This window comes from Nocardia sp. NPDC051750 (assembly GCF_044453135.1).
Taxonomy (GTDB): Bacteria; Actinomycetota; Actinomycetes; order Mycobacteriales; family Mycobacteriaceae; genus Nocardia.
In genome coordinates, this window is record NZ_JBITCK010000003.1 from 242641 (window position 1) to 266844 (window position 24204).

Genomic DNA, 24204 nt, shown 5'->3' on the forward strand with positions numbered 1-24204 from the left:
AAGATCCGGGTGGTACATGACTCGCGTCGAATCGAACAACAGTACGAAAGTGGTGCCGGGTGGGGACCCGGGCTCGGCAACCCCGGTCGAGGTTGTGCTGGTGACCGGACTCTCCGGTGCCGGGCGGGGGACCGCCGCGCGGGTCTTGGAGGATCTCGGCTGGTACGTGACCGACAATCTGCCGCCCGAGCTGATCGGCCGGATGGTGGAGCTCGGGGCCTCGGCGGATCCGCCGATCCGGCGGCTGGCGATCGTGATGGATGTGCGGAGCCGTTTCTTCACCGGCGATCTGCCCGCGGTCACCGAACAGTTGCGGACCCGCGGTGTGCCCACCCGGATCCTGTTCCTGGAAGCGTCCGACGATGTGCTGATCCGCCGTTTCGGCTTCGCCCGGCGGCGCCACCCCTTGCAGAACGACAGCGCCGACGGAACCCTGTCCGCGGGGATCGCCGCCGAACGGGTCCGGCTCGCCGGGGTGAAATCCGCGGCCGATGTGGTCATCGACACCACGGAGCTGTCGATCCACCAGTTGCACCGCAAACTCGAAGAGGTCTACGGGGGCGGCACGCCCGTCGCACTGCAGCTGACGGTCCAATCGTTCGGATTCAAGTACGGTGTCCCGCTGGACGCGGACATGGTGCTGGATGTGCGGTTTCTGCCCAATCCGCACTGGGTACCGGAACTTCGGCAGCACACCGGTCAGGAAGCGGTGGTCAGTGACTATGTGCTGTCGCGTCCGGGTGCGGAGGACTATCTGCGGACCTGCGACCACCTGATCGAGCTGACCACCCAGGGTTACCGCCAAGAGGGGAAGCGATACATGACCGTCGCAGTGGGCTGTACCGGCGGCAGACATCGCAGTGTCGCGATCGCCGAGGCCCTCGGTGAACTCACCGGCACCAAGATCGACAATGGTGAGGACGGCCCGGTGGACGCGGTTCGTGTGCTGCACCGGGATCTGGGGCGCGAATGAGCAGCTCCGGCGCCGATCCCGCACAACCCTCCGGTCCCGCTGTCGTCGCGCTCGGCGGCGGCCACGGCCTCTACGCCACCCTGTCCGCGGTGCGCCGGTTCACCCGGCGGATCAGCGCGGTGGTGACCGTCGCCGACGACGGCGGATCCTCCGGCCGGCTCCGCCGGGAACTGGGCGTTCCGCCGCCCGGCGATCTGCGCATGGCGCTGGCCGCACTCGCCGCCGATGCCGACGGCGTCCTCACCCGCACCGTGCAGCACCGCTTCGGCGGCACCGGTGCGCTGGCCGGGCATTCCGTCGGCAATCTGCTGCTGGCCGGCCTCACCGAGGTACTCGGCGATCCGGTGGCTGCCCTCGACAAGGTCGGCGAACTACTCGGTATCAGCGGCCGGGTGCTCCCCATGTCGACCATCCCGCTGGATATCGAAGCCGACGTCTCGGGTCTGGAAGCGGACCCGCGAGTGAGCCGCTGTATCCGCGGGCAGGTGGCCGTGGCCACAACCCCCGGCAAGGTCCGCCGGGTGCGCCTGCTGCCCGCGGACCCGCCCGCGTGCGCCGAGGCCACCGCGGCCATCGACCGGGCGGACGCGGTGATCCTCGGACCGGGGTCGTGGTTCACCAGTGTCATCCCGCATCTGCTGGTGCCCGGCCTGCGGGACGCGCTCGTCTACACCCGGGCGCGTAAGGTGCTGATCCTGAACCTCGTCGCGCAGCCCGGCGAGACGGCGGGTTTCTCCGCCGAACGGCATCTGCATGTATTGTCCCAGCACGCACCGGATTTCGCGGTCGACGAAGTCCTGGTCGATTCCGGGTGCGTGCCGGAAGGGCGGGAGCGTGAACATGTCGCCAGGGCTGCGGGGCAATTGCGGGCGCGAGTAGTCTTTTCCGATGTCGCCGACGCGGGAACGGCCCGGCACGATGCCGGAAAGCTCGCCGCCGCACTGGATCAACTGATCCACGAGCCCCGGCCGGCTTTGCCGGGGCTTCGAGTCGAGGGCCGGCACATGGGTCAGGATGTGCGGTCAGGGTTGGGTGGAAAGGAGCACGTCTCGTGGCGATGACAGCCGAAGTGAAAGACGAGCTGAGCCGGCTCGCCGTTACACAGGTGAGTGCGCGCAAAGCCGAACTGTCCGCCCTGCTGCGTTTCGCCGGCGGTCTGCATATCGTCGGTGGGCGGGTGATCGTCGAAGCCGAAGTCGATATGGGATCCACTGCGCGGCGGCTGCGGCGGGAGATCTTCGAACTCTATGGATACGGGTCGGATGTGCATGTGCTCAGCGCCGGCGGCCTGCGCAAATCCTCCCGGTACGTGGTCCGGGTCGCCAAGGAGGGCGAGGCCCTGGCCCGCCAGACCGGGCTGCTCGACGTCCGCGGCCGGCCGGTGCGCGGCCTGCCCGCCCAGGTGGTGGGCGGCAGCGTCGCCGATGCGGAAGCCGCCTGGCGCGGGGCCTTCCTGGCCCACGGCTCGCTCACCGAACCCGGTCGCTCTTCCGCCCTCGAGGTGAGCTGCCCCGGGCCGGAAGCGGCGTTGGCCCTGGTAGGGGCGGCACGCCGGCTCGGCATCTCGGCGAAGGCGCGCGAGGTCCGCGGTACCGACCGGGTGGTGGTCCGCGACGGTGAGGCGATCGGCGCGCTGCTCACCCGGATGGGGGCCCAGGACACCCGGCTCACCTGGGAAGAACGGCGGATGCGGCGTGAGGTCCGCGCCACCGCCAATCGGCTCGCCAACTTCGACGATGCGAACCTGCGCCGGTCCGCGCGGGCTGCGGTCGCGGCGGCAGCGCGCGTAGAGCGGGCCCTGGAACTCCTCGGCGACGATGTGCCCGATCATCTGGCGGCAGCGGGAAAGCTGCGCGTCGAGCATCGGCAGGCATCCCTGGAAGAACTCGGGCAGCTCGCCGATCCGCCGATGACAAAGGACGCCGTGGCCGGCCGGATCCGGCGTCTGCTGTCGATGGCGGACCGGCGGGCCAAGGAGCTGGGGGTCCCGGATACGGAGTCGGCGGTGACGGCGGAGCTGCTCGACGACGCGTAAGCGAGGGCTGCCGACGATCAGACGGTTGGCGTCAGCAGCCGACCCGACCGAAGGCTCGTTCGATCTTCAGCCAGGTATATCTTTCGATATACTTCGCATGTGGTGACGAGTGGGAGATCTACGTCGTCGACGAGGTGCTCGAGTGGATCGATGGTCTCGATCCGGCCGCGCATGCGCGCGTTGTGCACGCATTGGATGCGTTGGCCGAGGGAGGGCCGGGGCTCGGGCGTCCTCTCGTCGATGGGATCACAGGGTCGGCGCTGAAGAACCTGAAAGAGTTGCGGGCCGGCACCACGAGAATTCTGTTCGCATTCGATCCCTGGCGTTCGAGTGTCCTGCTCGTTGCGGGGGATAAGCGAAATCGCTGGAGCGAGTGGTATGTGGATGCCATACCTCTTGCTGAACGGCGGTACGCCGACTATGTCAAGACCCGTACAGAGGAGGATGCGCTATGACGGGTTACCGACGCTGGAAAGATATCCGTTCCGAACATGTCGAACGAGCCGGCGGCGAAGCGGCCGTTGCGGAAGGAAAAAGACAGCTCCTGGCCGAGGTGCTCGGACAGCGTCTGGCCGAAATACGGCGGTCCCGAGGGCTGACACAAGAACAGGTCGCGGAGCGGATGGGGGTCACCAAAGGCCGGGTTTCCCATATCGAGCAGGGCGACATCTCTGGACAAGAGGTGCTCACCCGTTATGCCGCCGCGCTGGGTGGCGAGCTGCATCAGGCCATCTACTTCGACAACGGGGATATCGCGGCAATCGCGTGAATACCGCGGCGGCCGAGGTGGCTGTCGGGGCGGTGACCCGAAGGCATTAGTGTGAGTGGAGCATCGGAATCATCCGCTTGACAGCTGAGGAGCGAGAAACGTGACTGTCCGGGTAGGTATCAACGGCTTCGGTCGTATCGGACGTAACTTCTTCCGGGCGGTGGAGGCGCAGAAAGCGCTCGGCACCACCGATATCGAGATCGTGGCGGTCAACGACCTCACCGACAACGCGACCCTCGCCACGCTGCTGAAGTACGACTCGATCCTGGGCCGGCTGCCCCAGGATGTGTCGCTGGACGGCGAGGACACCATCGTGGTCGGTGACCAGCGCATCAAGGCGCTGGCCATCAAGGAGGGCCCGGCGGCGCTGCCGTGGGGCGATCTGGGTGTCGATGTCGTGGTCGAGTCCACCGGTATCTTCACCGACGCCACCAAGGCCAAGGGGCACCTGGCTGCGGGCGCCAAGAAGGTCATCATCTCCGCGCCCGCCAAGGGCGAGGACATCACCATCGTGATGGGTGTCAACGACGACAAGTACGACGGCAGCCAGAACATCATCTCCAACGCGTCCTGCACCACGAACTGCCTGGGCCCGCTGGCGAAGGTGCTGAACGACGAGTTCGGCATCGTCAAGGGGCTGATGACCACCATCCACGCCTACACGCAGGATCAGAACCTGCAGGACGGCCCGCACAAGGATCTGCGCCGGGCTCGTGCCGCGGCGGTGAACATCGTGCCGACGAGCACCGGTGCGGCCAAGGCCATCGGCCTGGTGCTGCCGGAACTCAACGGCAAGCTCGACGGCTACTCGCTGCGGGTGCCGATTCCCACCGGCTCGATCACCGACCTGACCGCGGACCTGGCCAAGAAGGCGACGGTCGACGAGATCAACGCGGCGTTCAAGGCGGCTGCCGAGGGTCCGCTGAAGGGCATCCTGAAGTACAGCGTCGACCCGATCGTCTCCAGCGATATCGTCACCGATCCGCACTCCTCGATCTACGACGCGCCGCTGACCAAGGTGATCGACGACCAGGTGAAGGTCTACTCCTGGTACGACAACGAGTGGGGCTACTCCAACCGCCTCGCCGACCTCATCGGCCTCGTCGGCAAGTCCCTGTAGGTCCGGCGTGAGCATCAAAACTCTGGACGATCTCCTCGCCGAGGGCGTCGAGGGCCGCGGCGTCCTGGTGCGCTCCGACCTCAACGTGCCCCTCGACAACGGCGAGATCACCGATCCGGGCCGGATCATCGCCTCGGTGCCGACGATCCGCGCGCTGGTGGAAGCCGGCGCCAAGGTCGTCGTCACCGCCCATCTGGGCCGCCCGAAGGGCGCACCGGATCCCGCGCTGTCGCTGGCCCCGGTGGCTACCCGGCTCGCGGCCGAACTGGGCCGGAATGTGCAGCTCGCCGGTGACGTGGTGGGGCAGGACGCGCTGGCCCGGTCCGAGGGTCTCACCGACGGTGATGTGCTGCTGCTCGAGAACATCCGCTTCGATCCGCGCGAGACCAGCAAGGACGACGCGGAGCGGGCGAAGCTGGCGGCCGCCCTGGTGGAACTGGTCGGCGACGACGGTGCGTTCGTCTCCGACGGGTTCGGTGTGGTGCATCGCAAGCAGGCGTCGGTGTACGACGTCGCGAAGGCGCTGCCGCATTACGCCGGCGGACTCGTCGCGGCCGAGGCCGATGTGCTGGCGAAGCTCACCGAATCCACCGACCGCCCGTACGCGGTGGTGCTCGGCGGGTCGAAGGTATCGGACAAGCTGGCCGTGATCGAAGCGCTGGCCCCCAAGGTCGACACCCTGGTCATCGGTGGCGGGATGTGCTTCACCTTCCTCGCCGCCCAAGGTCTGCCGGTCGGTTCCTCGCTGCTGCAGGAGGAGATGATCGATACCTGCAAGGGCCTGCTGGACCGCTACGCCGATGTGATCCATCTGCCCCGCGATATCGTCGTCGCCGATTCCTTCTCCGCCACCGCGGAATCGAAGATCGTGCCGGCCCACGAGATTCCCGACGGCTGGATGGGCCTGGATATCGGTCCCGAATCGGTGCAGCGCTTCGCCGCGCTGCTCACCGAGGCGCGGACGGTGTTCTGGAACGGCCCGATGGGTGTGTTCGAGTTCGACAAGTTCGCGGCGGGCACCCGCGGCGTGGCCGAGGCCATCGCGGCGGCCACCGGTAAGGGCGCGTTCACGGTCGTCGGCGGTGGTGATTCGGCCGCGGCCGTGCGTGCGCTCGGTATCCCGGAGGGCGATTTCTCGCATATCTCCACCGGTGGCGGCGCCTCGCTGGAGTACCTGGAAGGTAAGACGCTGCCCGGTATCAGCGTGCTCGACGACGCTGAGGAGTCCTAGATGGCCCGGAAACCGCTCATCGCGGGCAACTGGAAGATGAACCTCAATCATCTCGAGGCCATCGCCCTGGTGCAGAAGATCGCGTTCGCGCTGCCCGACAAGTACTTCGACAAGGTCGATGTGACGGTGATCCCGCCGTTCGTCGATCTGCGTAGCGTGCAGACGCTGGTCGAAGGCGACAAACTGCGGATCACCTACGGTGCGCAGGACGTGTCGGTGCACGAATCCGGCGCCTACACCGGTGAGGTCAGCGCGGCCATGCTGGCGAAGCTGGGTTGCGCGTTCGCGGTGGTCGGGCATTCCGAGCGCCGCCAGTACCACAACGAGGACGATGCCACGGTGCTCGCCAAGGCGAAGCAGGCGCTGAAGCACGGGGTCACCCCGATTGTCTGCATCGGTGAGGGCCTGAACGTCCGGGAGGCCGGCACCCATGTCGAGTACAACCTCGAGCAGTTGCGGGGTTCGCTGAAGGGGCTGAAGTCCGAGGAGATCGCGAAGGTCGTCATCGCCTACGAGCCCGTCTGGGCGATCGGCACCGGGAAGGTCGCCACCCCGGCCGATGCGCAGGAGGTCTGCGGGGCCATCCGCGGTGAGCTGGCGCAGCTGGCCGGCCCGGAGGTCGCCGAGACCGTGCGGGTGCTCTACGGCGGTTCGGTGAACGCCAAGAATGTCGGCGAGCTGACCAAGCAGACCGATATCGACGGCGCCCTCGTCGGCGGCGCCTCGCTCAAGGGCGACGAGTTCGCCACCCTGTCCGCGATCGCCGCGGGCGGGCCCCTGCCCTGAGCAGGTGAACGAAACGAGGCCCGCCGGGTTCCGGCCCGGCGGGCCTCGTCGTGTCCTGGTGCCCGGAAGCCGAAGGCCGCAGCGCCCAGCAAGCTGATGATCGCGAGCGTGAAGGCGGTGTGGTGCAGGCTGAGGAGACCCGATCGGTTCGGGTGGCTCGAGCATCGCCCGCGGGTGGCGATTTCGCCACCCGGTCTGCGCTTGCCGTCGCTGGGCGTTCCTGAGCTACGGACCGCGACGGGCCCATCGACGGGCGGTGTGGGCCGGCTACCGGAGTTTCGGCCGGCTATCCGGAATACTGCGGTGCTGGACGTGAGCAGCCTGCAACTCCGACGAGAGGAAGCGCACGTGCGATATATCGTCGAAACCCTGGGCGCCGTCACCGCCGGCGCGGCGATCGCGCTCACCGTGACGGCCGGGGCCCACGCGGCCCCCGGCGAATTCGTCTACCGCTCGCAGATCGGTGGCCCGTCCGTGCTGAACGATCTGGACTCCGACCGGTGCTACAACACCCCCGGCGCCGCCGGGGTCCTCACCAACGACACCGATATGCACGTGGCGGCATTCCCCGGCCCGAACTGTGAGGGCGTGCCCATGGACGCGGAGACCGGGGCGTTCGAGAGCGTGGTATTCAGCCGCTAGACCTGGGCGCGCAGCGTCAGACCGTGGCCGTTCGGGTTGCGGAGGGTGAGGACATCGGCGTCGACGGTGGCCTGTGCGGTGCCGTCCAGGGTGGCGAGGACCGCCTGCTCCACCTCCATGACCTCGGGTGCGCACATCATCCGGGTGGTGGCGGCGGTGAAGGCGATATCGGCGCCGGCGGGAGTGTCGGTGACGACGGCGCGACCCGTGATGCGGTTACAGCCGGCGAATCCGGTGAGACCGTCGTCCTCAGCGATGGAGAGCGTGGGCCGGACCTCGTCTATCGTGCGGGACTGGATCCGCGCATCCGGTGTCAGCAGTGTGGTGACGACCCATTCGGTGCCGCGAATCGGCCGGTCCGGCTGGACGACCTTCTTGTCGGTGAGCACCACAGTCGACTTCTTGCCGAACAAGGTGAGCCGGTCGCGGTCGAGCTCCCAGGTCGGGTCCCCGCGCAGGAGATCGCCCACCCAGGCATCGGCGTCCGCGCGTTCACCGGGACAGGCGGCGAGAGTGCTCGCCAGTTCGGCGACGTGCAGCACGTGGTCGCGCAGGTCCACCGCACCGCTGTGGGTGTTGCATCCGGCGTCCGCGGTGATCCGGCCGTCCGCGAAATCGAGCGTGAGCGGCCCGCCGCCGGGAATCGGGGTGCCGGTCACCTCGGTCGAGAGATAGGTCGTGCCCATCGGGCTCGCCTCGGATTCCGGGGTGGTGGAATCGCCGTTCCCGCACGCTGACGACACCAGCAGGATCAGCGATAAGGCCGCACCGAATCGGAGTGCTCGTCCCGGCATGACGGCGATGCTACCCGGAGCACGAGGGCGACCCGGGTGGCGACATCCGGTCCGGGCCGCCTCGGATCTCGCTGATTTCAACCCTGCCGGCGTGCACCGTCCCGCCCTATCCTCACCCGTCGAGTCGCTGCCGTACCGAAGGGGACACCATGTCGTTGCTGGACACCGCGGCGGCGCCCGGCCGCACGGCGGACTCGGCCGAGCACGCCGACAGCCGGCTCGCCGCCGCCGATACCAGAAAAGCTGTGGTGGCGAGCCTCATCGGGACCACCGTCGAGTGGTACGACTTCTTCCTCTACTCCACCGCGGCGGGCATCGTTTTCGACAAACTGTTCTTCCCGGACAACAGTGCGTTCGTCGGGACCATGCTGTCGTTCGCGACCTTCGCCGTCGGTTTTCTGATGCGGCCGGTCGGCGGACTCGTATTCGGCCATATCGGCGATCGGATCGGCCGGAAGCGAACGCTCGCCTTGACGATGGCGATCATGGGCGGCTCCACCGCCCTGATGGGTGTACTGCCCACCGCTGCCGCGATCGGTGTCGCCGCGCCTATCCTGCTGCTGCTGTTGCGCATGCTGCAGGGTTTCGCGCTCGGCGGGGAATGGGCCGGCGCGGTGCTGCTGGCCGTCGAGCACAGCCCACGGCGGAAAGTGGGGTTGTTCGGTAGTTATCCGCAGGTCGGGCTCGCCCTGGGCCTCGCGCTGGGTACCGGTGTGTTCGCGCTGCTGCGGACGGTGTTGAGCGAAGATGATTTTCTGAACTACGGGTGGCGGATCGCCTTCGGCGCCAGCGTGGTGCTCGTGCTGATCGGGCTGGTGGTGCGGCTGAAGATCGACGAGACGCCCGCGTTCCGCGAGGTGGACCGGCTCAACCGGATATCGAAAGTGCCTGTCGTCGAGTTGTTCCGCAACGCTCGTGCCCGGCGCAATACTGTTCTCGGGTTGCTGTCGCGCTGGGGCGAGGGCGCGGCGTTCAATACCTGGGGTGTGTTCGCGATCAGTTTCGCGACCGGACAGCTGGGCTTCGAACAGGTTCCGGTGCTGCTGGCCGTCACCCTGGCGGCCGTGGTGATGGCCGTGCTGATCCCGGTGTCCGGCCTGCTCACCGATCGTTTCGGGCCGCGCCGGGTCTATATCGCCGGGATAGCGGCCTACGGGGTGCTGGTGTACCCGGTCTTCCTGCTCTTCGAGACCGGGAACATCGTGGTGTTCACTCTCGCGATCGTCGCGGTGTTCGGGGTGGCGCATGCGTTGTTCTACGGGGCGCAGGGCACGTTGTACGCCGGCCTGTATCCGCCCGAGGTGCGATATACGGGACTGTCGTTCGTCTACCAGTTCTCCGGGATCTACGCCTCGGGCCTGACCCCGATGATCGTCACAGCATTGATCGCGGCCGGCGGTTCGGCACCCTGGCTCGCCTGCGGGTACCTGGTGGCCACTGCGGTGGTGAGCGTGATCGCCACGGTGTTCATCAGTGAAAAAGACCGGCTCACAGTGTAAGCGGGCAGTGCCGGGGGCCCCGTCCGGCGGACCGGCGGATCGCCGCCCGGTGACATCCAGCGCCCCGGACCCGGTGCGCCCGCAGTGGACTCCCCGGCCCCGCTCCGCGGCCCTTCGCCGCGAGTCCGGTCAGAGCGCGACGCTATGCTGTGCCGAGTGACCACAGCCGCGCCGAAACCAGTTTCCACATGGGCGCCGCTACGTTCCCCGGTCTATCGCGCGCTGTGGATCGCCCAGCTGGTATCCAATCTCGGCACCTGGATGCAGATGGTCGGGGCGCAGTGGGTTCTCGTCGACGAACCGAATGCGGCCGCGCTGGTCTCGTTCGTGCAGACCGCGACGACGCTGCCGGTGATGATCCTGTCCATCCCGTCCGGCGTGCTGGCCGATCTGCTGGACCGCCGGCGGTTGCTGCTGGGCGCGCAATGCACCATGGCAATGTTGGCGTCGGTCCTCGCGATCGCTACCGCCACCGGGCACACCACCCCCTCGGTGCTGCTCACGCTGTTGTTCCTGCTCGGGTGCGGTCAAGCTGTGGTCGCTCCCTCCTGGCAGGCGATCCAGCCGGAACTGGTCCCGCGTGACCAGATTCCGTCCGCCGCGGCGCTGGGCAGTATGAACATGAACATCGGACGTGCGGTGGGACCGGCGATCGCGGGCGTGCTGGTCGCGCTGTCGGGACCGGCCCTGGTGTTCACTCTCAACGCCTTCTCCTTCTGCGCCATCGTCGCCGCGCTCCTGCTCTGGCGAAGGCCGAAAGTAGATCGCGAGTTCCCGAGCGAACGGCCCCTGGCGGCACTGCAGGCGGGAACCCGGTTCATCAAGTCGGCACCGGCCATCCGGCGGGTGCTGCTGCGCACGATCCTGTTCGTCGCGCCCGGCAGCGCGCTGTGGGCGCTGCTCCCGGTGATCGCGCGTGATCGGCTGGGCCTCGGATCCTCGGGCTACGGCATCATGCTCGGGGCGCTCGGAGTGGGCGCGGTGCTCGGCGCGGTCAGCCTGGCGCGGGTGCGGGCCCTGCTCACCCCGACCCAGCAGGTGGCCGCCGCCGCGCTGATGTTCGGGATCGCGACCTGTGGGACAGCCCTGCTGCGGACCGAGGCGCTGGTGCTGATCCTGCTGGTCTTCGCGGGTGCGGCGTGGCTGCTGACCCTCTCGACCATGAATGCCACGATGCAGCTGCTGCTCCCCGGATGGGTGCGGGCGCGCGGACTGTCGGTGTACATGCTGGTCTTCATGGCCGGCCAGGCGATCGGCTCGGTGGTGTGGGGTCTGATCGCCGGTGCCTTCGGTGCGGTGACGGCCCTGCTGGTCGCCGGCGCACTGCTCGGGGTATGCGCGCTGAGCGCGGTCTGGCTGCCCATGCGCCAGTTCGCCGCCGGTTTCGACCTCACACCGCACGCCTATTGGCCCGAACCGCAGCTGGTGGTCGAACCCGAGCCGGACGACGGCCCGGTGCTGGTCCTGAAGGATTACGACGTGCCACCGTCGAAGGTGCCGGAGTTCCTGGCGGCGATGGGGTTCGTGGGCCGGTCCCGGCAGCGCACGGGCGCGATGGAGTGGCGGCTGTACCGGGACGTGGGCGCCGAGGACCGCTACGTCGAGGCGTTCGTGGTGCGCTCGTGGTCGGAACATATGCAGCAGCACAAGGTGCGGCTCACCGCCCAGGACCTGATGCGTGAACGCGCGGTCGCCGAGTTCGCGCACGACGAGACGCTCACCCACCTGGTGTCAGTGGATCCCCGGGCATAGGCGTACCTCCGCCTCCGCTGCGGCCGTGCGCGTTGTGCGTAGCTCCGCCTCCGCTGCGGCCGTGTGCAGACCTGATGGGCTCCGCCCAGCAGCACCCTTTAGACTGTCCGGCATGCGGATGTTCCTGGATATCCTCCTGATCGTCACCAGCCTGCTGCTGGTGCTGATGGTGCTGTTGCACCGCGCCAAGGGCGGAGGTCTGTCCAGCCTGTTCGGCGGTGGGACGCAGTCGGCGCTGTCCGGCTCGACCGTTGCCGAGAAGAACTTGAACCGCATCACCGTCTTCACCGGGCTGGTCTGGTTCATCGCGATCCTGGGTATCGGGCTCGAGATCAAGTTCGCCTGACGGTCAGTCGTGCCGCGGCACGCGCCCGTCGATATCCGTGAACCCGTAGTCCGCGGCCAGATCGGCCACCTTCCAGGCTTTCCCGGTGCGCTTCTGCCGATTCGAATCGGCGGCCAGCGCGACCACCGCGCGGCCGGCGAAGCGCGGAGTCTCGGCCTCGTCCAGATCGAAGCTGCCCTCACCGGGCAGGGTGACCACACGCTTGCCCTCGGCGTCGGCGGGTACCAGCTGCAGGAGTTCGGTGGCCACGATGCCCGGCCAGATCGACACGGCGGTGACCTCGGTATCGGCCAGATCGTGCGCGAGGTCCGCGGTGAGCCGGTCGAGCGCGGTTTTCGCGACACCGTAGACGGCGTTGTGCATATAGCGCTGTGAACCGGGCGAGGACACATTGACGATCAGCCCACCCGTTTCGAGGAGCAGCGGCGCCGCGTACACACTGGCCACGTAATGCGACCGCACCCCGATCTGGAATGTTTCGTCCCAGGCCTTCGGCGGTACCTCCCAGAACTTGCGTCCCAGCCAGCGCGCGGCGGCGGGGGAGTTGTAGACGTTGTTGACCAGCACATCGAGCCGGCCCTGTTCGGTGGCTATCTGCTCGAAGAGCGCCGCCGTCGCGTCGTCGTCGCCGTGATCGCAGACAACGGGGATACCGGTGCCGCCGAGCTCGTCGATCTGTGCGGCGGTTTCGGCCACGGTGCCGGGGAGCTTGCCGCGTTGCTGCGATCGTCCGGTCACGTAGACGGTCGCGCCGGCCGCGCCCAATTCCAGTGCGATGCCCTTGCCGATCCCGCGGCTCGCGCCGGTGACCACTGCGATTCGGTCCTTCAGGGGGTGTGGTATTCCGCTCACAGTCCCGGGACGTTACCGTGAAACTGTAACGCGTTCTAGTACTCGGGAGGTTCCGTGGCGCCGACACATCGGTTCGTCGACACCGGGGGCGTGCGCATGCACATCGCCGAACAGGGCGGGGGTCATCCGGTGATCTTCTGTCACGGGTTCCCGCACACCGGATACGTCTGGCATCGTCAGGTCACCGCGCTGTCGGCGGCGGGCTACCGGGCGATCGCCCCCGATCTCCGCGGCGCCGGCCGCACCGACGCACCGGAATCGATCGACGAGTACACGAACGAGGCCGTGATCGGCGATCTGCTGGCGCTGCTCGACGATATCGACGCCGATCAGGCAGTATTCGTGGGCGTCGATTTCGGTGCGGCGCTGCTCTGGGAGCTGGCGTTGCGCGCACCGGAACGGGTACGCGGCCTGGTCGTGCTGAACAACCCCTTCGCCCCCCGCGCCCCGAAGCCACCCGGGTACTACTGGGCGAAAATGGCCGAACGGCATTTCCTGCACCTGCAGTACTTCCAGGAACCGGGCGTCGCCGACGTGCACCTCGCCGAGCAGCCTCGCGAATTCCTCTCCCGCGTGTATTACGCGCTGAGCGGGGATTTCCACTATCTCGACGTCTGGCAGCACCCGCCCGGAATCCGCTATATCGATGCCCTGCCGCAGGCGCCCCAACTACCGTGGCCCTGGCTCTCGACTGCCGAATTCGACACCCTCGCCGCGGATTTCGAACGCGCCGGGTTCACCGGCGGGCTGAACTGGTATCGCGCCATCGACCGCAACTGGGAACTCACGGCGGACTACGCGGGCGCCGCGCCGACGGTGCCGGTGTATTTCGTCTACGGCGAAAACGACCCGGATATGGAGGGATTCAGCGGTCGCGACCCGCTCGACACCATGCGTGCCGCGCTGCCCGATCTGCGCGCCGTCCGGCGCGTACCCGGGGCGGGCCATCTGGTGCAGCTGGAGGCTACCGATGCGGTGAACGCGTTCCTGCTGGAAAGTCTCGCCGAACTCACCCGATGAGCGACGCGGCCCAGGGTGGCCTGCTGTTCGCGTCCTCATCGGCGCATCCGGAGACTGCGGATGTGCTCGACCCCGGCGCGGGCCGGACGACCGTTCACCCGCGCGTTCCGGAGCATCCGTAGCCTGGCCGGCATGACAGTTCACGGTGTTCTGTTCGACTTCTCCGGCACCCTGTTCCGCTTCGAACCGGTGCTCGATGCGTTGACCGGTCACGACGGAGAGCCCCTGGCCGGCGACGCCCAGGCCGAGGTGATGCGCCGGATGACGGCGCCCGTAGGGCAGCCGGGTGGGTTGCCGGAACAGCTGCGCGACGCGTGGGGCCGGCGGGATCTGGACCCGCCGCTGCATCGCGAACTGTATCGGGCGGTGCTCCGCGGTTCCGGAGTCGGCAATCCCGGATATCTGTACGAGCAGTTGCTGTCGGCCGAAGCGTGGCGCCCGTTCCCGGATACCGCGGCGGCCCTGCGTACGGTGGCGGCGGCCGGGATACCGACCGCGGTCATCAGCAATATCGCCTGGGATATCCGGCCGGTGTTCGAACTGGCCGGGGTCGCCGAGCATGTGAAGGAATTCGTGCTGTCGTATGCGGAGGGTGCGGTCAAACCGGACCCTCGGCTGTTCGAGACCGCCTGTCACCGTATCGGTATCGCGCCTGCCGAGGTGCTGATGATCGGGGACAGTCGTGCGGCCGACGGCGCCGCCGCCGAAATCGGTTGTGCGGTGGCCCTCGTGGAACCCCTGCCGGTCGAGCAGCGGCCGCACGCACTACTCGATGCGCTGGCCGAGCACGGGATCGGCTGACAGTACCCGTCGATCTTCCCCGGCCGCGGCAGTGGCACACTCGTCCCTGAACGGGAGGATTCTCATGACACAGGTCGTTGTCGCCGGTGGCGGCACCGTCGGTCTCGCCACCGCTGTTCTCCTGGCCCATCACGGGGTGCCGGCGCAGGTATTCGAAAGCCGGGAGGCGCCTTCGGTCCATCCGCGCGCGCTCGGGCTCAGCCCCCGGACCCTCGAAATCTTCCGCGAGGTCGGGCTCGGAAAAGCGCTGGACCAGGCAGCTGTGCAATCGGCCCTGCCCTGGAAAGCGGACGCGCGCACCGTCGCCGAGATCGACCGCGACCATATTCCGCCCCGTCCCGCCATGTTCGACGCGACCGTGGCGGAGCAACCGCGCGGCCACTACCCGCAGGACCGGATCGATGCCGTACTCCTGCCGGCGGCCCGCGAGCGCGGCGCGACGGTGGAATTCGGCGTCGCGGTCACCGATATCACGCAGGACGACGCCGCAGTCGACGTGACGCTGTCGGACGGGCGCGTCGTGCGCGCGGACTACCTGATCGGCGCGGACGGGCTGCGCAGCACCGTGCGGGAACGGCTGGGGATCGCCACCACCGGTCCGGGCCGGATCGGCGAGCCCACGATGAACATCCTGTTCGAGGCCGACCTCGTCGGATACTTCGGCTCCATGCCGACGATGACCGAGATCGGTCACCCGGACGTCCAGGGCATGTTGCTGGCGGTCGGCGAGCATCGCTGGGTGATCCATGTGCCCACGGCGCATATCGGGGATATCGGCGCGACGATACGTACCGCGCTCGGCGCCGAGGTGCCGGTGGAGATCATCGGAGCGGTCGAATGGCGGGCGACCGTTCTGATGGCCGAGGAGTTCCGCTGCGGCCGGGTGTTCCTCGCCGGCGACGCGGCCCGGTCCGTCTCGCCGCTGGGCGCGTTCGGCCTCAACACCGGACTCGCGGACGCCCACAACCTGGCGTGGAAGATCGCGATGGTGCTGTCCGGGCAAGCGGGCCCCGCGCTGCTGGACAGCTACCACGACGAGCGGCACGCGGTGGCGGAGTTCGTCACCCGCCAGGCGCTGCTGCGGTGGGAGAACCCGCGCCTGCACTGGGATCCGCGCGCGGTCGCCGAGCGTGCCGCGGTGAGCGCGTGGAACGCGCCCATGGTGACCATGGGCTATCGCTACGACTCGGGCGCGATCATCGGGCCGGTCCCGCCCGTACCGTCCACGGAGGATGTCGTGGCGAGTCTCGACGGTGCTCCGGGCTCCCGCCTACCGCACCGCTGGCTGGACGAACCCGAACTGTCCACGCTCGACGTGAACGAGTCGGGATTCGCCGTACTGACCGGACCCGCGGGCCGCCACTGGCGCACCGCCGCCGGTGATCTGGGTGTACGGGCCGTCGAATTGCCCGCGGACTGGCCCGCTTCCGTCGGGATCTCCGCCGAGGGCGCGCTCCTCGTCCGCCCGGACGGCTTCATCGCCTGGCGCACGACCGGCCCCGCCGGCGATCTTGCGGAGGTCTACGCGACGGTCACCGGCCGGTGAGGGACGCGGTGGCGGCGAGGGTGGTGTAGGGCATGGTGAAACCGCCGCCGATTCTGTCGATGGCGGCGCCGACGCTGTCGAGCACGATCGCGAGGTGGTCCGGTGCGAGGCGGGTGAGGGCGCCGGTGGTGGGCAGGTGGTCCAGCCACTGGTCCCGGCTGTAGGACTGCTCCCAGTCGAAGCGCCATTGTTCCGGTTCGCCGAACGCGTCCGTCCGGCGCATGCTGTCGGCGGCTGCGGCGAACATCTCCTGGTAGGTCTCCAGTGCGGATTTCGCGTGGGCGGTCGCCCGGGCGAAGGGGGAATCGGGTGCGACCTTCTCGTAGGCTGCCACGAGTGCGTCGGTGACCTCGGCGGGAGCGTCGAAAGCATGCCCGAACACGGCAATCCGGCCGTTCGGGCGCAGAATCTGTGCCGCCTTGGCGGGGCCGGCGACCGGGTCCACCCAGTGCCAGGCCTGACCCGCGACCACCGCGTCGTAGGTGCGGCCGGCGGGATCCCAGGATTCGAAGGTGCCGACCTCGACCTCGACCCCGGTGCTCCGGGCGAATTCGGCCATCCGCTCGTCCGGATCGACCCCGAGAACCGTGCACCCGGCCTGCTGGAACTGCCGGGCTTCGATTCCGGTGCCGCAGCCGATATCGAGAATGTGCCGGCCGGGACTCGTGGCCATGATCCGTGCCACGAGGGCATCGGGGTAGCGGGGGCGTGCTCGGTCGTAGCGTTGCGGGTCGACGCCGAACGATTCGGCGACCTCACGGTGCCGGTGTGACTCCTGGCCGGAAGCAGGTGTGGGCTGCGGCGATATAGTGGGCATGCGCCCATGCTAGTGGGCGCTTGCCCACTAGGCAATCGGTGGGCTCGGCGACAAGTGGAGGGACGAACTCGGTGCCGACCGGTGTGCATATCCGTGACGCGCGTCAGCAGCTGTTCGACGCGGCCGAACGTATCCTGTTGCGGGACGGGGCGAACGCGCTCACCAGCCGAGCGGTCACCACGGAAGCGGGGGTCGCCAAGGGAGTCCTGCACCGGTACTTCGCCGACTTCGACGCCTTCCTCGTCGAACTCGTCCACGATCGTGTGGCACGGCTCGGCGAGCAGGCGGCCACGCTGCGCGCTGCCGCCGGTACCGGCACAGTGACCGGCAATCTCACCCGTGCGCTACTCGAACTGTTCGACCCGGTGGCAGTGGCGATCGTCGGCCTCGTCATCTTCCGGAACGAACTCCGGACCCGATTGCGGACGGCGACGCCCGGCCCCGGTATTCCGATCCTCACCGAGGCCGGCGCGATGATCGCCGCGTATCTCACCGAGGAATGCGCCCTCGGCCGTATCGCGGCCGACGCAGATATCGACTCGCTCGCACTCTCGCTGATCGGCGCCGGCCATCTGCTGTTCGCGGGGGCTGCCGAGCCGCCGGACGCCGCCGCGGTCGGCAAGATGGTGGACACGATCACGGCCGACGTCGTACAGCGGCGCCTGCTGTAGCGGTAACCACCTTGCCGCTCGTGGCTGGAGCGAGGCCGCAATCGGTGCGGTGCTCGGCGGTAACTTCCTGCGGGTCGCCCGGGTGACCTGGCGATGAGTTCCGGCTGGTCGTCGCGTCTGTACTACCACCACAGGCGGAAGGGACTCATCGGATGACTACGGGCGAGGTGCTGCTCGACGGGATCGTGTTCGGCGAATCGCCGCGCTGGCGGGAGGGGCGGTTGTGGTTCTCGGACTGGGGCGCGCATCAGGTGATCGCGCTCGACGGTGCCGGTCGTGCCGAGGTGATGGCGACGGTCGAGTCGTTTCCGATGTGCATCGATTTCCTGCCCGACGGCCGGCTGCTGATCGTGGATTCGGCGCACGGGCGGTTGTTGCGCCGTGAACCCGGTGGGTCGCTGGTGACGCATGCCGATCTCACGTCGCTGACCGACGGACCGTGGAATGACATCGTGGTCGACGCGCACGGGAATGCGTATGTGAACAGCATCGGGTTCGATTTTCCCGGCGGCGCGTTCGCGCCGGGGTTCGTCGTGGTGGTGACGCCGGCGGGCGAGGTGCGCCGGGTCGCCGGGGATCTCGCGTTTCCGAACGGTATGGCCGTCACCCCGGACGGCACCACGTTGATCGTGGCCGAATCCTATGCCGAGCAGCTCACCGCCTACGAGATCGCCGGCTCGGGCGAACTGGGCGGGCACCGCGTCTGGGCGCCGACCCCCGGCGACCATCCGGACGGCATCTGCCTCGATACCGAGGGTGCGGTGTGGTACGCCGACGTCGGCAATCGGCGGTGTGTCCGAGTGGCGGAGGGCGGCGCGGTGCTCGGCACGGTCGAACTCGACCGGGGAGCGTTCGCCTGCGCACTCAGCCGCGGTCGCGACCCCGGCTCTTCGTCGTCGGCCAGGAATTCGGCGAAGCGGAAACACTCGAACCGACAGGCCGGGTCGTGGCGTTCGCGGCACCCGCGCCGGGTGCGGGTGACCCGTGATGTTCCGGGGAGACGGGGTGGGACTCCTGCTCCGGAGTCCCATCCCGTAGCCCGAGACTGCCATAGCGTGTCGGCGCTGATCGCGAATCATGACCCCGGTCGGGTCACCAGGACATGGGGACCCAGTGGTCGAAGAGCCAGAAGCCGTGGCCGCCCGGGTGCTGCTGCGGGGCCGGGTTGTTGTGCTGCGGGCCTTGGTTGTGCTGGGGGCCTTGGTTGTGCTGGGGGCCGGGGACCGGACCCGGGCCCGGCTGGGCGCTGGCCGCGCCCGCGCCGAGGCCGACCATTCCCAGTCCGGCGCCGCCGACCACGGCGGCCTTCGCGAGCTTCGACTTCATCATCTGCATTGCGAGATATTCCTCCTCTGCGTGCGGCCTGACGTTCAGGCCGTCGGACAGGGTCGGCCCCTGCCCGATATCGCCATCGTGTTCGGCCCGGCTCGAGGCGACCTTCCAACAACCTGCGAATCAGCTGGCAACCATTGTTTTCCCAGTTCAGGGGAGAAAATGGCGGCGGTAGACCGGTTTCAGTCGCCGCAGGTCGCCCGATTACCAGGGTTCTCCCAGCGAGGGCCCAGGGGAGGGGGAGGATGGCGGCCGATCGTGGTCGTCATGACCGAGAACTCGAGCAATACCGCCGCGCGCCCGGCGCGCGCACCCGGCCTGGACGCGGCCGGACTCGGCACCGGCGCGAGCCCCGGGAGGGTGCGATGACCACGCTGACCACGCTCCGTCCGGCGCCGACGATGCCGGCGCCGCCGCAGGGGCGGCGAATTCCGTGGGAGAAGATCGGGCTCGCGGTGCTGCTGGTGGGGACCGCGGCGGCATACTTCTGGAATCTGACCGCTAACGGGTTCGCCAACTCGTTCTACGCGGCTGCGGTGCAATCGGGCGCCAAATCCTGGGAGGCGTTCTTCTTCGGCTCCTCGGATTGGTCCAATGCGATCACCGTGGACAAGACACCGGCCTCGTTGTGGCCGATGGAACTGTCGGCCCGGGTGTTCGGATTCGGCAGCTGGAGCATGCTGGCGCCGCAGGTGCTGATGGCCGTCGCCTCGGTGGCCCTGCTGTCGGCGACCGTGCGGCGATCCTTCGGAACGACGGCCGGATTGCTCTCGGGGCTGGTGCTGGCGGTGACTCCGGTCGCCGCACTTATGTTCCGGTTCAACAATCCCGACGCGTTGCTGGTGCTGTTGATGATCGCCGCGGTGTGGGCGATGACCCGGGCCGTCGAGGACGGCCGCTGGCGCTGGCTGGTGCTGTGCGGGACATTCATCGGCTTCGGGTTCCTGGCCAAACAGTTGCAGGTGATCCTGGTATTGCCCGCGCTGGCAGTGGTCTACCTGTTCGCCGGCCCGCCGAAACTCGGTAAGCGTATTGCGCAATTGCTCGCCGCGGGTGTCGCGATGGTGGTCGCGGCGGGCTGGTGGATCCTGATCGCCCAGTTGTGGCCCGCGGATTCGCGACCGTATTTCGGTGGGTCGGAGAATAATTCGATCATCGAACTGACCCTCGGATACAACGGGCTCGACCGGCTCAGCTCCTCTGGTGGCCCGGGTGGCGGATTCGGCAGCGATGCCGGGATCACCCGGTTGTTCGGTGCGTCGATCGGCGGCCAGATCGCCTGGTTGATCCCGGCGGCGCTGATTCTGCTGGTCGCCGCAACGGTGTTGCGTGGCAAGGCTGCCCGCACCGATCGGCAACGGGCGACGTTGGTGCTGTTCGGCGGCTGGGGGCTGGTCACCGGATCGGTGTTCAGCCTGATGACCGGCACGTTCCACCAGTACTACACGGTGGCACTGGCTCCGGCGGTCGCGGTGGTCGCCGGAGCGGGCGGGGTCGCCGTATGGCGGGAACGGGACCGGTTGTGGGTTCGTCTCGTCCTCGCGCTGACGGTAGCGCTGACCGCGGTGACGGCGTGGGTATTCCTGGGCCGGACCGAGGATTTCGTGCCGTGGCTGCGCTGGGTGGTACTCGCCGTCGGGACCGCGGCCACGGTGGTCGTCGCGTTCCCGCTGACCCGCAAGCTCGCGGTGGTTTCGGTACTGGCGGTGCTGTTCGTCGGTCTGGCCGGACCGGTCGCCTACACCGTCGACACCCTGGCCACCCCGCATTCCGGCTCGATCGTGCTGGCCGGTCCGAGCACCGGCGCGGGCGGGCCTGGAGGTATGGGTGGACCGCCGCCCGGCACCGACGGTGGATCCCCCGGCGGAGCAGCCCTCGGCGATGGTTCCGCGGCAGGGGGCGGCGGTGCAGCCACGGGTGACGGCGGGCCCGGCGGTGCTGCCGGCGATGGACAGGGATCACCGGGTTCTGTTCCGGGAGCTCGAGCCGGCGGAAAGCCGGACGGTCGCGGGGCGGCGGGTGCACCGGGGCAGGGCGGTGGCCCCGGGTCCGGTGGAAGCAGCGAGGCCGTCACGGGGCTGCTGGAAGAGAACGGGAGTTCGTTCCGGTGGGCCGCAGCCACGATCAGTTCGATGAATGCCGCGGACTATCAGCTGGCCTCGGATACGCCGGTGATGTCGATCGGCGGATTCGGTGGCGGCGATCCGTCCCCGACGCTGGAACAGTTCCAGCAGTATGTGGCCGACGGTGCGATCCACTACTTCATCGCCGGGGGCCACGACGGCGGCCCGGGATCGGCGTCGGAATCGGAGGCGTCGAAGATCAGCCAATGGGTGGCGGACACCTTCACCGCCACTCAGGTCGACGGTGTCACCGTGTACGACCTCACGACGGTCACCTGACACCGACCACTCGAACGCGATGCCCGGCCGCCGCCCGCGGCCGGGCATCGGGCTGTGCCGGAGCGCCGAGTGCCGAGCCGGATGAATTCCGCCGTACAGCCCACGGATGCCACCGGCATCGCGTCGTTCACCACGATCTTCCCGGGCTGGTACACCGGCCGCACACCCATATCCACGTGAAGGTGCATATCGACAAGAAGACGGTGCTGACCACCCAGCTCTATTTCGACGACGAAACCAAGACGGCGGTGTACGCCACCGCGCCGTACACCGATCACCCCGGCTGGGAAGAGAACACCCAGAACACGGACGATTTCATCTTCGACGAGTCCGGAATGTTCGCGCTCGCGCGGCAGGGCGAGGGCTATCTCGCGGCGATCAACCTCGGGATCGATATCTGAACGGCAGCGGTCGATCCGGCACCGGGTGCGCGGGAGTCATCCCGGCCGGTGCTCCCCGGTGCCGGTGACCAACCGGTGCGCGGCCGCTTCGATATCGGCCTCGCTCAGCAGAACCGACGCGGCGGCCGGCCCGAGCGGGACGAAGCTGTCCGCACTGGTCACCCGGGCCTGGGGGCCGGTGAATCCGGCGTCCACCAGTGCCGTGCACACCGATTCGCTGACTCCGCCGCTGCGCCGGGTTTCGTCGGCGATCAGCACTCGGCCGGTGGCTTCGGCGTGCCGGAGCAGATCGTCGAGCGGCAGCGGGGACAGCCAGCGGAGGTCGAGCACACGGGCGGTGATCCCGCACTGCGTCAGCCGGTGGGCGACCCGCAGGCTCATGGGTACGGAATTGGCGAAGGCGACGATCGTCAGATCGGTTCCCGTGCCGTACACGCGGGCCCGCCCGATGGGCACGTGGGTATCGGTGAGCGCGGTGGCCCACTGCTCGTCCCCGGGGTCGTACAGGTCGCGGGTGTGATACAGCGCGATGGGTTCGAGGAACACACAGACCCGCCCATCCACTCGGGCCGCCGAAACGCAGGTGCGGAGCACGGCCGCTGCATCGTCGGGGCGGGACGGGGAGGCCACTACGATTCCGGGGATATCGCGCAGCGCGGCAACGGAATTGTCGTTGTGGAAATGCCCGCCGAAACCCCGCTGGTACCCGTAGCCGGCGATCCGCACCACCATCGGATTGCGGTAGCGGCCGGCCGAGAAGAACGACAGGGTGGCCGCCTCGCCGCGTAGTTGGTCCAGGGCATTGTGCACGTAGGCCAGGTACTGGATCTCCGGAATCGGGACGAAACCCGCGAGCCCGGCGCCGAGGGCGGTCCCGAGAATGCTCTGCTCGTCGAGCAGGGTGTCGAATACCCGGCGCGGCCCGAATCGTTTCTGCAGCCCCTTGGTGACCCCGTAGACGCCGCCTTTGCGTCCGACATCCTCGCCGAAAACGAGCACATCGGGGTCGCGGGCGAGCATTTCGGCGAGGGTCCGGTTGAGTGCCTGCGCCAGCGTCACCGCGTCCGCCGGCGTCGTCGCGGTGTGTCCAGGGCCGGTTTTCGGGGACCTGTCCTGCTCCGGATCCGGGGATTCGTGGTGAGTGGTTTCCGTATGCGTGTCCAGCCCGGTTACCAGGGATGGTTCGTGCCCGGACCTCAGGGGCTTATCGACCCCCGGTGTGCGGCCGATGGCCGGGGCGGAGTGGTCCACGGTTGCGAGGAAGGCGTCACGGCCGCCGTTCGGAGGGTGCGGCGTGGACCTGCGTGCAGGCGGCCGCGCCGCCGGGCTCGGGCGTACGACATCGGCGCGTACCGATTCCGGGCGGTCCGGCGCAAGGGGCGCGATCACCTCCGCCGATGACCCGAGTTTCGGCTCCCGGCATACGTCTTCGGCCGTGGCGGCCACATGCCCGGCCAGCCGGTCGTACCGGTCGAGTATCTCCCGTGGTGTGCAGATGCCGGTGGTGACCAGCCGGCGAGCGGTGGCGGTGACCGGGTCGCGGGCCTGATCGGCGGCAATCGCGGGACTGTCGCGATAGGCGGATTCCACATCGGAACCGGCGTGGCCGAACAACCGCACCGTGCGCAAGCGCAGGAACGCGGGCCGCCGGTGCAGGCGCACCCACGCCACGGCGGCGGATGCGGTGGTGACGGCATCCAGGAGATCGCAGCCGTCCGCGCTGGAATAGCGCAGGCCCGGCCGGTGACCGTACGCTTGCTCGATCCAATCCGGCGGCGTGGGGACACTGATCCCGATCCCGTTGTCCTCGCAGATGAACAGCACCGGAACCGCTACCCCGAGGTGCGCCGTATGCACGGCGGCGTTGATCGCACCGGCGGCGGTGGAATGATTGGCCGAGGCGTCGCCGAAACCGCACAGCACCACCGCATCCGATGGCCAGGGGCACCCGACACCGAGCCGGGCGGCACGGTCGATCGCGAACGCGAGTCCCACCGCGCGCGGTAGCTGGGAGGCGATGGTCGACGTCTGCGGGATGATGTGGGCGCTCGCGCTGCCGAACACCTTGTGCCGCCCGCCGGAAATCGGGTCCGTGGCCGAGGCAACCACCCCGAGCAGCAGATCCCGCACGGGATCCGTACCCCCGGCCCGGCGCACGCGCTCGGCGAACAGAGCACCGGAACGGTAGTGCGGCAGCAGCGGATCGGTCACTCGGCTCGCCACGGCAAGCGCCACATTCCCCTCGTGCCCCGACGAGCCGATGCTGTAGTACCCCTGTCCGCTCGCGCCCAGCCGCCGGGCGGCCAGATCGGCCTGTCGGCTCAGCACCTGCGCGGTGAACAGGTCGAGGAAGTCCGTGCCGGTCAGCCCCGGCGCGAGTTCTCGTTCGGGTACGGTCACCGCAGCAGGCAGCAG

General features: G+C 68.5%; 23 protein-coding genes and 2 pseudogenes. 20 read left to right on the forward strand and 5 right to left on the reverse strand.

Annotated features, from left to right (window positions below; all coding sequences use genetic code 11):
- Positions 1 to 16: 16 nt before the first annotated feature.
- The 9 genes from rapZ to ACIA75_RS14785 all read left to right on the forward strand — a co-directional run bounded on the left by rapZ (position 17) and on the right by ACIA75_RS14785 (position 7556).
- Positions 17 to 973 carry an RNase adapter RapZ gene (rapZ, locus tag ACIA75_RS14745; RefSeq protein WP_397103929.1) on the forward strand — a complete coding sequence of 319 codons (957 nt, stop codon included), beginning with the start codon at positions 17 to 19 and terminating at the stop codon, positions 971 to 973.
- Positions 970 to 2034, forward strand: a complete 1065-nt coding sequence (gene yvcK / locus ACIA75_RS14750; protein ID WP_397103930.1) for a uridine diphosphate-N-acetylglucosamine-binding protein YvcK — start codon at positions 970 to 972, stop codon at positions 2032 to 2034. Before rapZ ends, yvcK begins: the two co-directional genes overlap by 4 nt.
- Positions 2031 to 3008: a DNA-binding protein WhiA gene (gene whiA / locus ACIA75_RS14755; protein WP_397103932.1), complete on the forward strand. Its 978-nt coding sequence runs from the start codon at positions 2031 to 2033 to the stop codon at positions 3006 to 3008. Before yvcK ends, whiA begins: the two co-directional genes overlap by 4 nt.
- A gap of 134 nt (positions 3009 to 3142) precedes the next feature.
- The gene (locus ACIA75_RS14760) at positions 3143 to 3463 is read left to right on the forward strand and encodes a type II toxin-antitoxin system RelE/ParE family toxin (protein ID WP_397103934.1); all 321 of its coding nucleotides are present in this window, start codon (positions 3143 to 3145) and stop codon (positions 3461 to 3463) included.
- Positions 3460 to 3777 carry a helix-turn-helix domain-containing protein gene (locus ACIA75_RS14765; protein WP_397103936.1) on the forward strand — a complete coding sequence of 106 codons (318 nt, stop codon included), beginning with the start codon at positions 3460 to 3462 and terminating at the stop codon, positions 3775 to 3777. Before ACIA75_RS14760 ends, ACIA75_RS14765 begins: the two co-directional genes overlap by 4 nt.
- A gap of 100 nt (positions 3778 to 3877) precedes the next feature.
- The gene (gap, locus tag ACIA75_RS14770) at positions 3878 to 4897 is read left to right on the forward strand and encodes a type I glyceraldehyde-3-phosphate dehydrogenase (protein WP_063038914.1); all 1020 of its coding nucleotides are present in this window, start codon (positions 3878 to 3880) and stop codon (positions 4895 to 4897) included.
- A 7-nt stretch (positions 4898 to 4904) separates the two neighbouring features.
- Entirely contained in the window at positions 4905 to 6128 is a 1224-nt protein-coding gene (locus ACIA75_RS14775; RefSeq protein WP_397103938.1) for a phosphoglycerate kinase, read from the forward strand.
- The gene (gene tpiA, locus ACIA75_RS14780; protein ID WP_397103940.1) at positions 6129 to 6914 is read left to right on the forward strand and encodes a triose-phosphate isomerase; all 786 of its coding nucleotides are present in this window, start codon (positions 6129 to 6131) and stop codon (positions 6912 to 6914) included.
- A gap of 348 nt (positions 6915 to 7262) precedes the next feature.
- Positions 7263 to 7556 (forward strand): hypothetical protein, encoded by a 294-nt coding sequence (locus tag ACIA75_RS14785; RefSeq protein WP_397103942.1) that lies wholly within the window; start codon positions 7263 to 7265, stop codon positions 7554 to 7556.
- Here ACIA75_RS14785 and ACIA75_RS14790 read toward each other — a convergent pair.
- Positions 7553 to 8350: an META domain-containing protein gene (locus ACIA75_RS14790; RefSeq protein WP_397103944.1), complete on the reverse strand. Its 798-nt coding sequence runs from the start codon at positions 8348 to 8350 to the stop codon at positions 7553 to 7555. The genes ACIA75_RS14785 and ACIA75_RS14790 overlap by 4 nt on opposite strands.
- Before the next feature lie 149 nt (positions 8351 to 8499).
- Between ACIA75_RS14790 and ACIA75_RS14795 the strand changes: the two genes are divergently transcribed.
- The 3 genes from ACIA75_RS14795 to secG all read left to right on the forward strand — a co-directional run bounded on the left by ACIA75_RS14795 (position 8500) and on the right by secG (position 11947).
- Entirely contained in the window at positions 8500 to 9849 is a 1350-nt protein-coding gene (locus ACIA75_RS14795) for an MFS transporter (protein WP_397103945.1), read from the forward strand.
- Between the two features lie 144 nt (positions 9850 to 9993).
- Positions 9994 to 11601 (forward strand): MFS transporter, encoded by a 1608-nt coding sequence (locus tag ACIA75_RS14800; protein ID WP_397103947.1) that lies wholly within the window; start codon positions 9994 to 9996, stop codon positions 11599 to 11601.
- 112 nt (positions 11602 to 11713) lie between these two features.
- Positions 11714 to 11947, forward strand: coding sequence for a preprotein translocase subunit SecG (secG, locus tag ACIA75_RS14805; protein ID WP_033241645.1), 234 nt, complete (start codon positions 11714 to 11716; stop codon positions 11945 to 11947).
- A 3-nt stretch (positions 11948 to 11950) separates the two neighbouring features.
- Here the strand turns inward: secG and ACIA75_RS14810 are convergent, their stop codons facing one another.
- Positions 11951 to 12799, reverse strand: a complete 849-nt coding sequence (locus tag ACIA75_RS14810) for an SDR family NAD(P)-dependent oxidoreductase (RefSeq protein ID WP_397103950.1) — start codon at positions 12797 to 12799, stop codon at positions 11951 to 11953.
- Positions 12800 to 12853: 54 nt separating this feature from the next.
- Here ACIA75_RS14810 and ACIA75_RS14815 point away from each other — a divergent pair, with 54 nt between their 5' ends.
- From ACIA75_RS14815 to ACIA75_RS14830, 4 genes are all read left to right on the forward strand, one after another.
- On the forward strand, positions 12854 to 13819 hold the full coding sequence (locus ACIA75_RS14815; protein ID WP_397103952.1) for an alpha/beta fold hydrolase: 966 nt from the start codon (positions 12854 to 12856) through the stop codon (positions 13817 to 13819).
- A complete protein-coding gene (locus tag ACIA75_RS14820; RefSeq protein WP_397103954.1) occupies positions 13816 to 13941 on the forward strand; it encodes a hypothetical protein in 126 nt (41 codons plus the stop codon). Before ACIA75_RS14815 ends, ACIA75_RS14820 begins: the two co-directional genes overlap by 4 nt.
- 10 nt (positions 13942 to 13951) lie before the next feature.
- The gene (locus tag ACIA75_RS14825; RefSeq protein WP_397103956.1) at positions 13952 to 14620 is read left to right on the forward strand and encodes an HAD family hydrolase; all 669 of its coding nucleotides are present in this window, start codon (positions 13952 to 13954) and stop codon (positions 14618 to 14620) included.
- A gap of 64 nt (positions 14621 to 14684) precedes the next feature.
- The gene (locus ACIA75_RS14830; protein ID WP_397103958.1) at positions 14685 to 16166 is read left to right on the forward strand and encodes an FAD-dependent monooxygenase; all 1482 of its coding nucleotides are present in this window, start codon (positions 14685 to 14687) and stop codon (positions 16164 to 16166) included.
- Here ACIA75_RS14830 and ACIA75_RS14835 read toward each other — a convergent pair.
- Positions 16153 to 16983: a class I SAM-dependent methyltransferase gene (locus ACIA75_RS14835; RefSeq protein WP_397103959.1), complete on the reverse strand. Its 831-nt coding sequence runs from the start codon at positions 16981 to 16983 to the stop codon at positions 16153 to 16155. The two genes, ACIA75_RS14830 and ACIA75_RS14835, sit on opposite strands and share 14 nt — an antisense overlap.
- A 71-nt stretch (positions 16984 to 17054) precedes the next feature.
- Here ACIA75_RS14835 and ACIA75_RS14840 point away from each other — a divergent pair, with 71 nt between their 5' ends.
- Together ACIA75_RS14840 and ACIA75_RS14845 are read left to right on the forward strand one after the other, a co-directional pair.
- Positions 17055 to 17654, forward strand: coding sequence for a TetR/AcrR family transcriptional regulator (locus tag ACIA75_RS14840; protein ID WP_397103961.1), 600 nt, complete (start codon positions 17055 to 17057; stop codon positions 17652 to 17654).
- A gap of 152 nt (positions 17655 to 17806) precedes the next feature.
- Positions 17807 to 18457 (forward strand): annotated as a pseudogene (locus ACIA75_RS14845) (SMP-30/gluconolactonase/LRE family protein); the annotation flags it as partial.
- Between the two features lie 289 nt (positions 18458 to 18746).
- Here ACIA75_RS14845 and ACIA75_RS14850 read toward each other — a convergent pair.
- A complete protein-coding gene (locus tag ACIA75_RS14850; protein WP_397103963.1) occupies positions 18747 to 18989 on the reverse strand; it encodes a hypothetical protein in 243 nt (80 codons plus the stop codon).
- A gap of 362 nt (positions 18990 to 19351) precedes the next feature.
- Between ACIA75_RS14850 and ACIA75_RS14855 the strand changes: the two genes are divergently transcribed.
- Together ACIA75_RS14855 and ACIA75_RS14860 are read left to right on the forward strand one after the other, a co-directional pair.
- Positions 19352 to 21388, forward strand: coding sequence for a glycosyltransferase family 39 protein (locus tag ACIA75_RS14855; protein WP_397103965.1), 2037 nt, complete (start codon positions 19352 to 19354; stop codon positions 21386 to 21388).
- Between the two features lie 96 nt (positions 21389 to 21484).
- Positions 21485 to 21789 (forward strand): annotated as a pseudogene (locus ACIA75_RS14860) (protocatechuate dioxygenase); the annotation flags it as partial.
- 36 nt (positions 21790 to 21825) lie between these two features.
- Here ACIA75_RS14860 and ACIA75_RS14865 read toward each other — a convergent pair.
- Entirely contained in the window at positions 21826 to 24189 is a 2364-nt protein-coding gene (locus ACIA75_RS14865; protein WP_397105317.1) for a thiamine pyrophosphate-dependent enzyme, read from the reverse strand.
- Positions 24190 to 24204: the final 15 nt, after the last annotated feature.

What these genes read in the sequence shown, in the direction of transcription:
- rapZ (WP_397103929.1), top strand. Translation starts at nt 17, where the DNA reads ATGACTCGCGTCGAATCGAACAACAGTACGAAAGTGGTGCCGGGTGGG.
- yvcK (WP_397103930.1), top strand. Translation starts at nt 970, where the DNA reads ATGAGCAGCTCCGGCGCCGATCCCGCACAACCCTCCGGTCCCGCTGTC.
- whiA (WP_397103932.1), top strand. Translation starts at nt 2,031, where the DNA reads ATGACAGCCGAAGTGAAAGACGAGCTGAGCCGGCTCGCCGTTACACAG.
- ACIA75_RS14765 (WP_397103936.1), top strand. Translation starts at nt 3,460, where the DNA reads ATGACGGGTTACCGACGCTGGAAAGATATCCGTTCCGAACATGTCGAA.
- tpiA (WP_397103940.1), top strand. Translation starts at nt 6,129, where the DNA reads ATGGCCCGGAAACCGCTCATCGCGGGCAACTGGAAGATGAACCTCAAT.
- ACIA75_RS14790 (WP_397103944.1), bottom strand. Translation starts at nt 8,350, where the DNA reads ATGCCGGGACGAGCACTCCGATTCGGTGCGGCCTTATCGCTGATCCTG.
- ACIA75_RS14795 (WP_397103945.1), top strand. Translation starts at nt 8,500, where the DNA reads ATGTCGTTGCTGGACACCGCGGCGGCGCCCGGCCGCACGGCGGACTCG.
- ACIA75_RS14800 (WP_397103947.1), top strand. Translation starts at nt 9,994, where the DNA reads ATGCTGTGCCGAGTGACCACAGCCGCGCCGAAACCAGTTTCCACATGG.
- secG (WP_033241645.1), top strand. Translation starts at nt 11,714, where the DNA reads ATGCGGATGTTCCTGGATATCCTCCTGATCGTCACCAGCCTGCTGCTG.
- ACIA75_RS14820 (WP_397103954.1), top strand. Translation starts at nt 13,816, where the DNA reads ATGAGCGACGCGGCCCAGGGTGGCCTGCTGTTCGCGTCCTCATCGGCG.
- ACIA75_RS14825 (WP_397103956.1), top strand. Translation starts at nt 13,952, where the DNA reads ATGACAGTTCACGGTGTTCTGTTCGACTTCTCCGGCACCCTGTTCCGC.
- ACIA75_RS14830 (WP_397103958.1), top strand. Translation starts at nt 14,685, where the DNA reads ATGACACAGGTCGTTGTCGCCGGTGGCGGCACCGTCGGTCTCGCCACC.
- ACIA75_RS14835 (WP_397103959.1), bottom strand. Translation starts at nt 16,983, where the DNA reads ATGCCCACTATATCGCCGCAGCCCACACCTGCTTCCGGCCAGGAGTCA.
- ACIA75_RS14850 (WP_397103963.1), bottom strand. Translation starts at nt 18,989, where the DNA reads ATGCAGATGATGAAGTCGAAGCTCGCGAAGGCCGCCGTGGTCGGCGGC.
- ACIA75_RS14855 (WP_397103965.1), top strand. Translation starts at nt 19,352, where the DNA reads ATGACCACGCTGACCACGCTCCGTCCGGCGCCGACGATGCCGGCGCCG.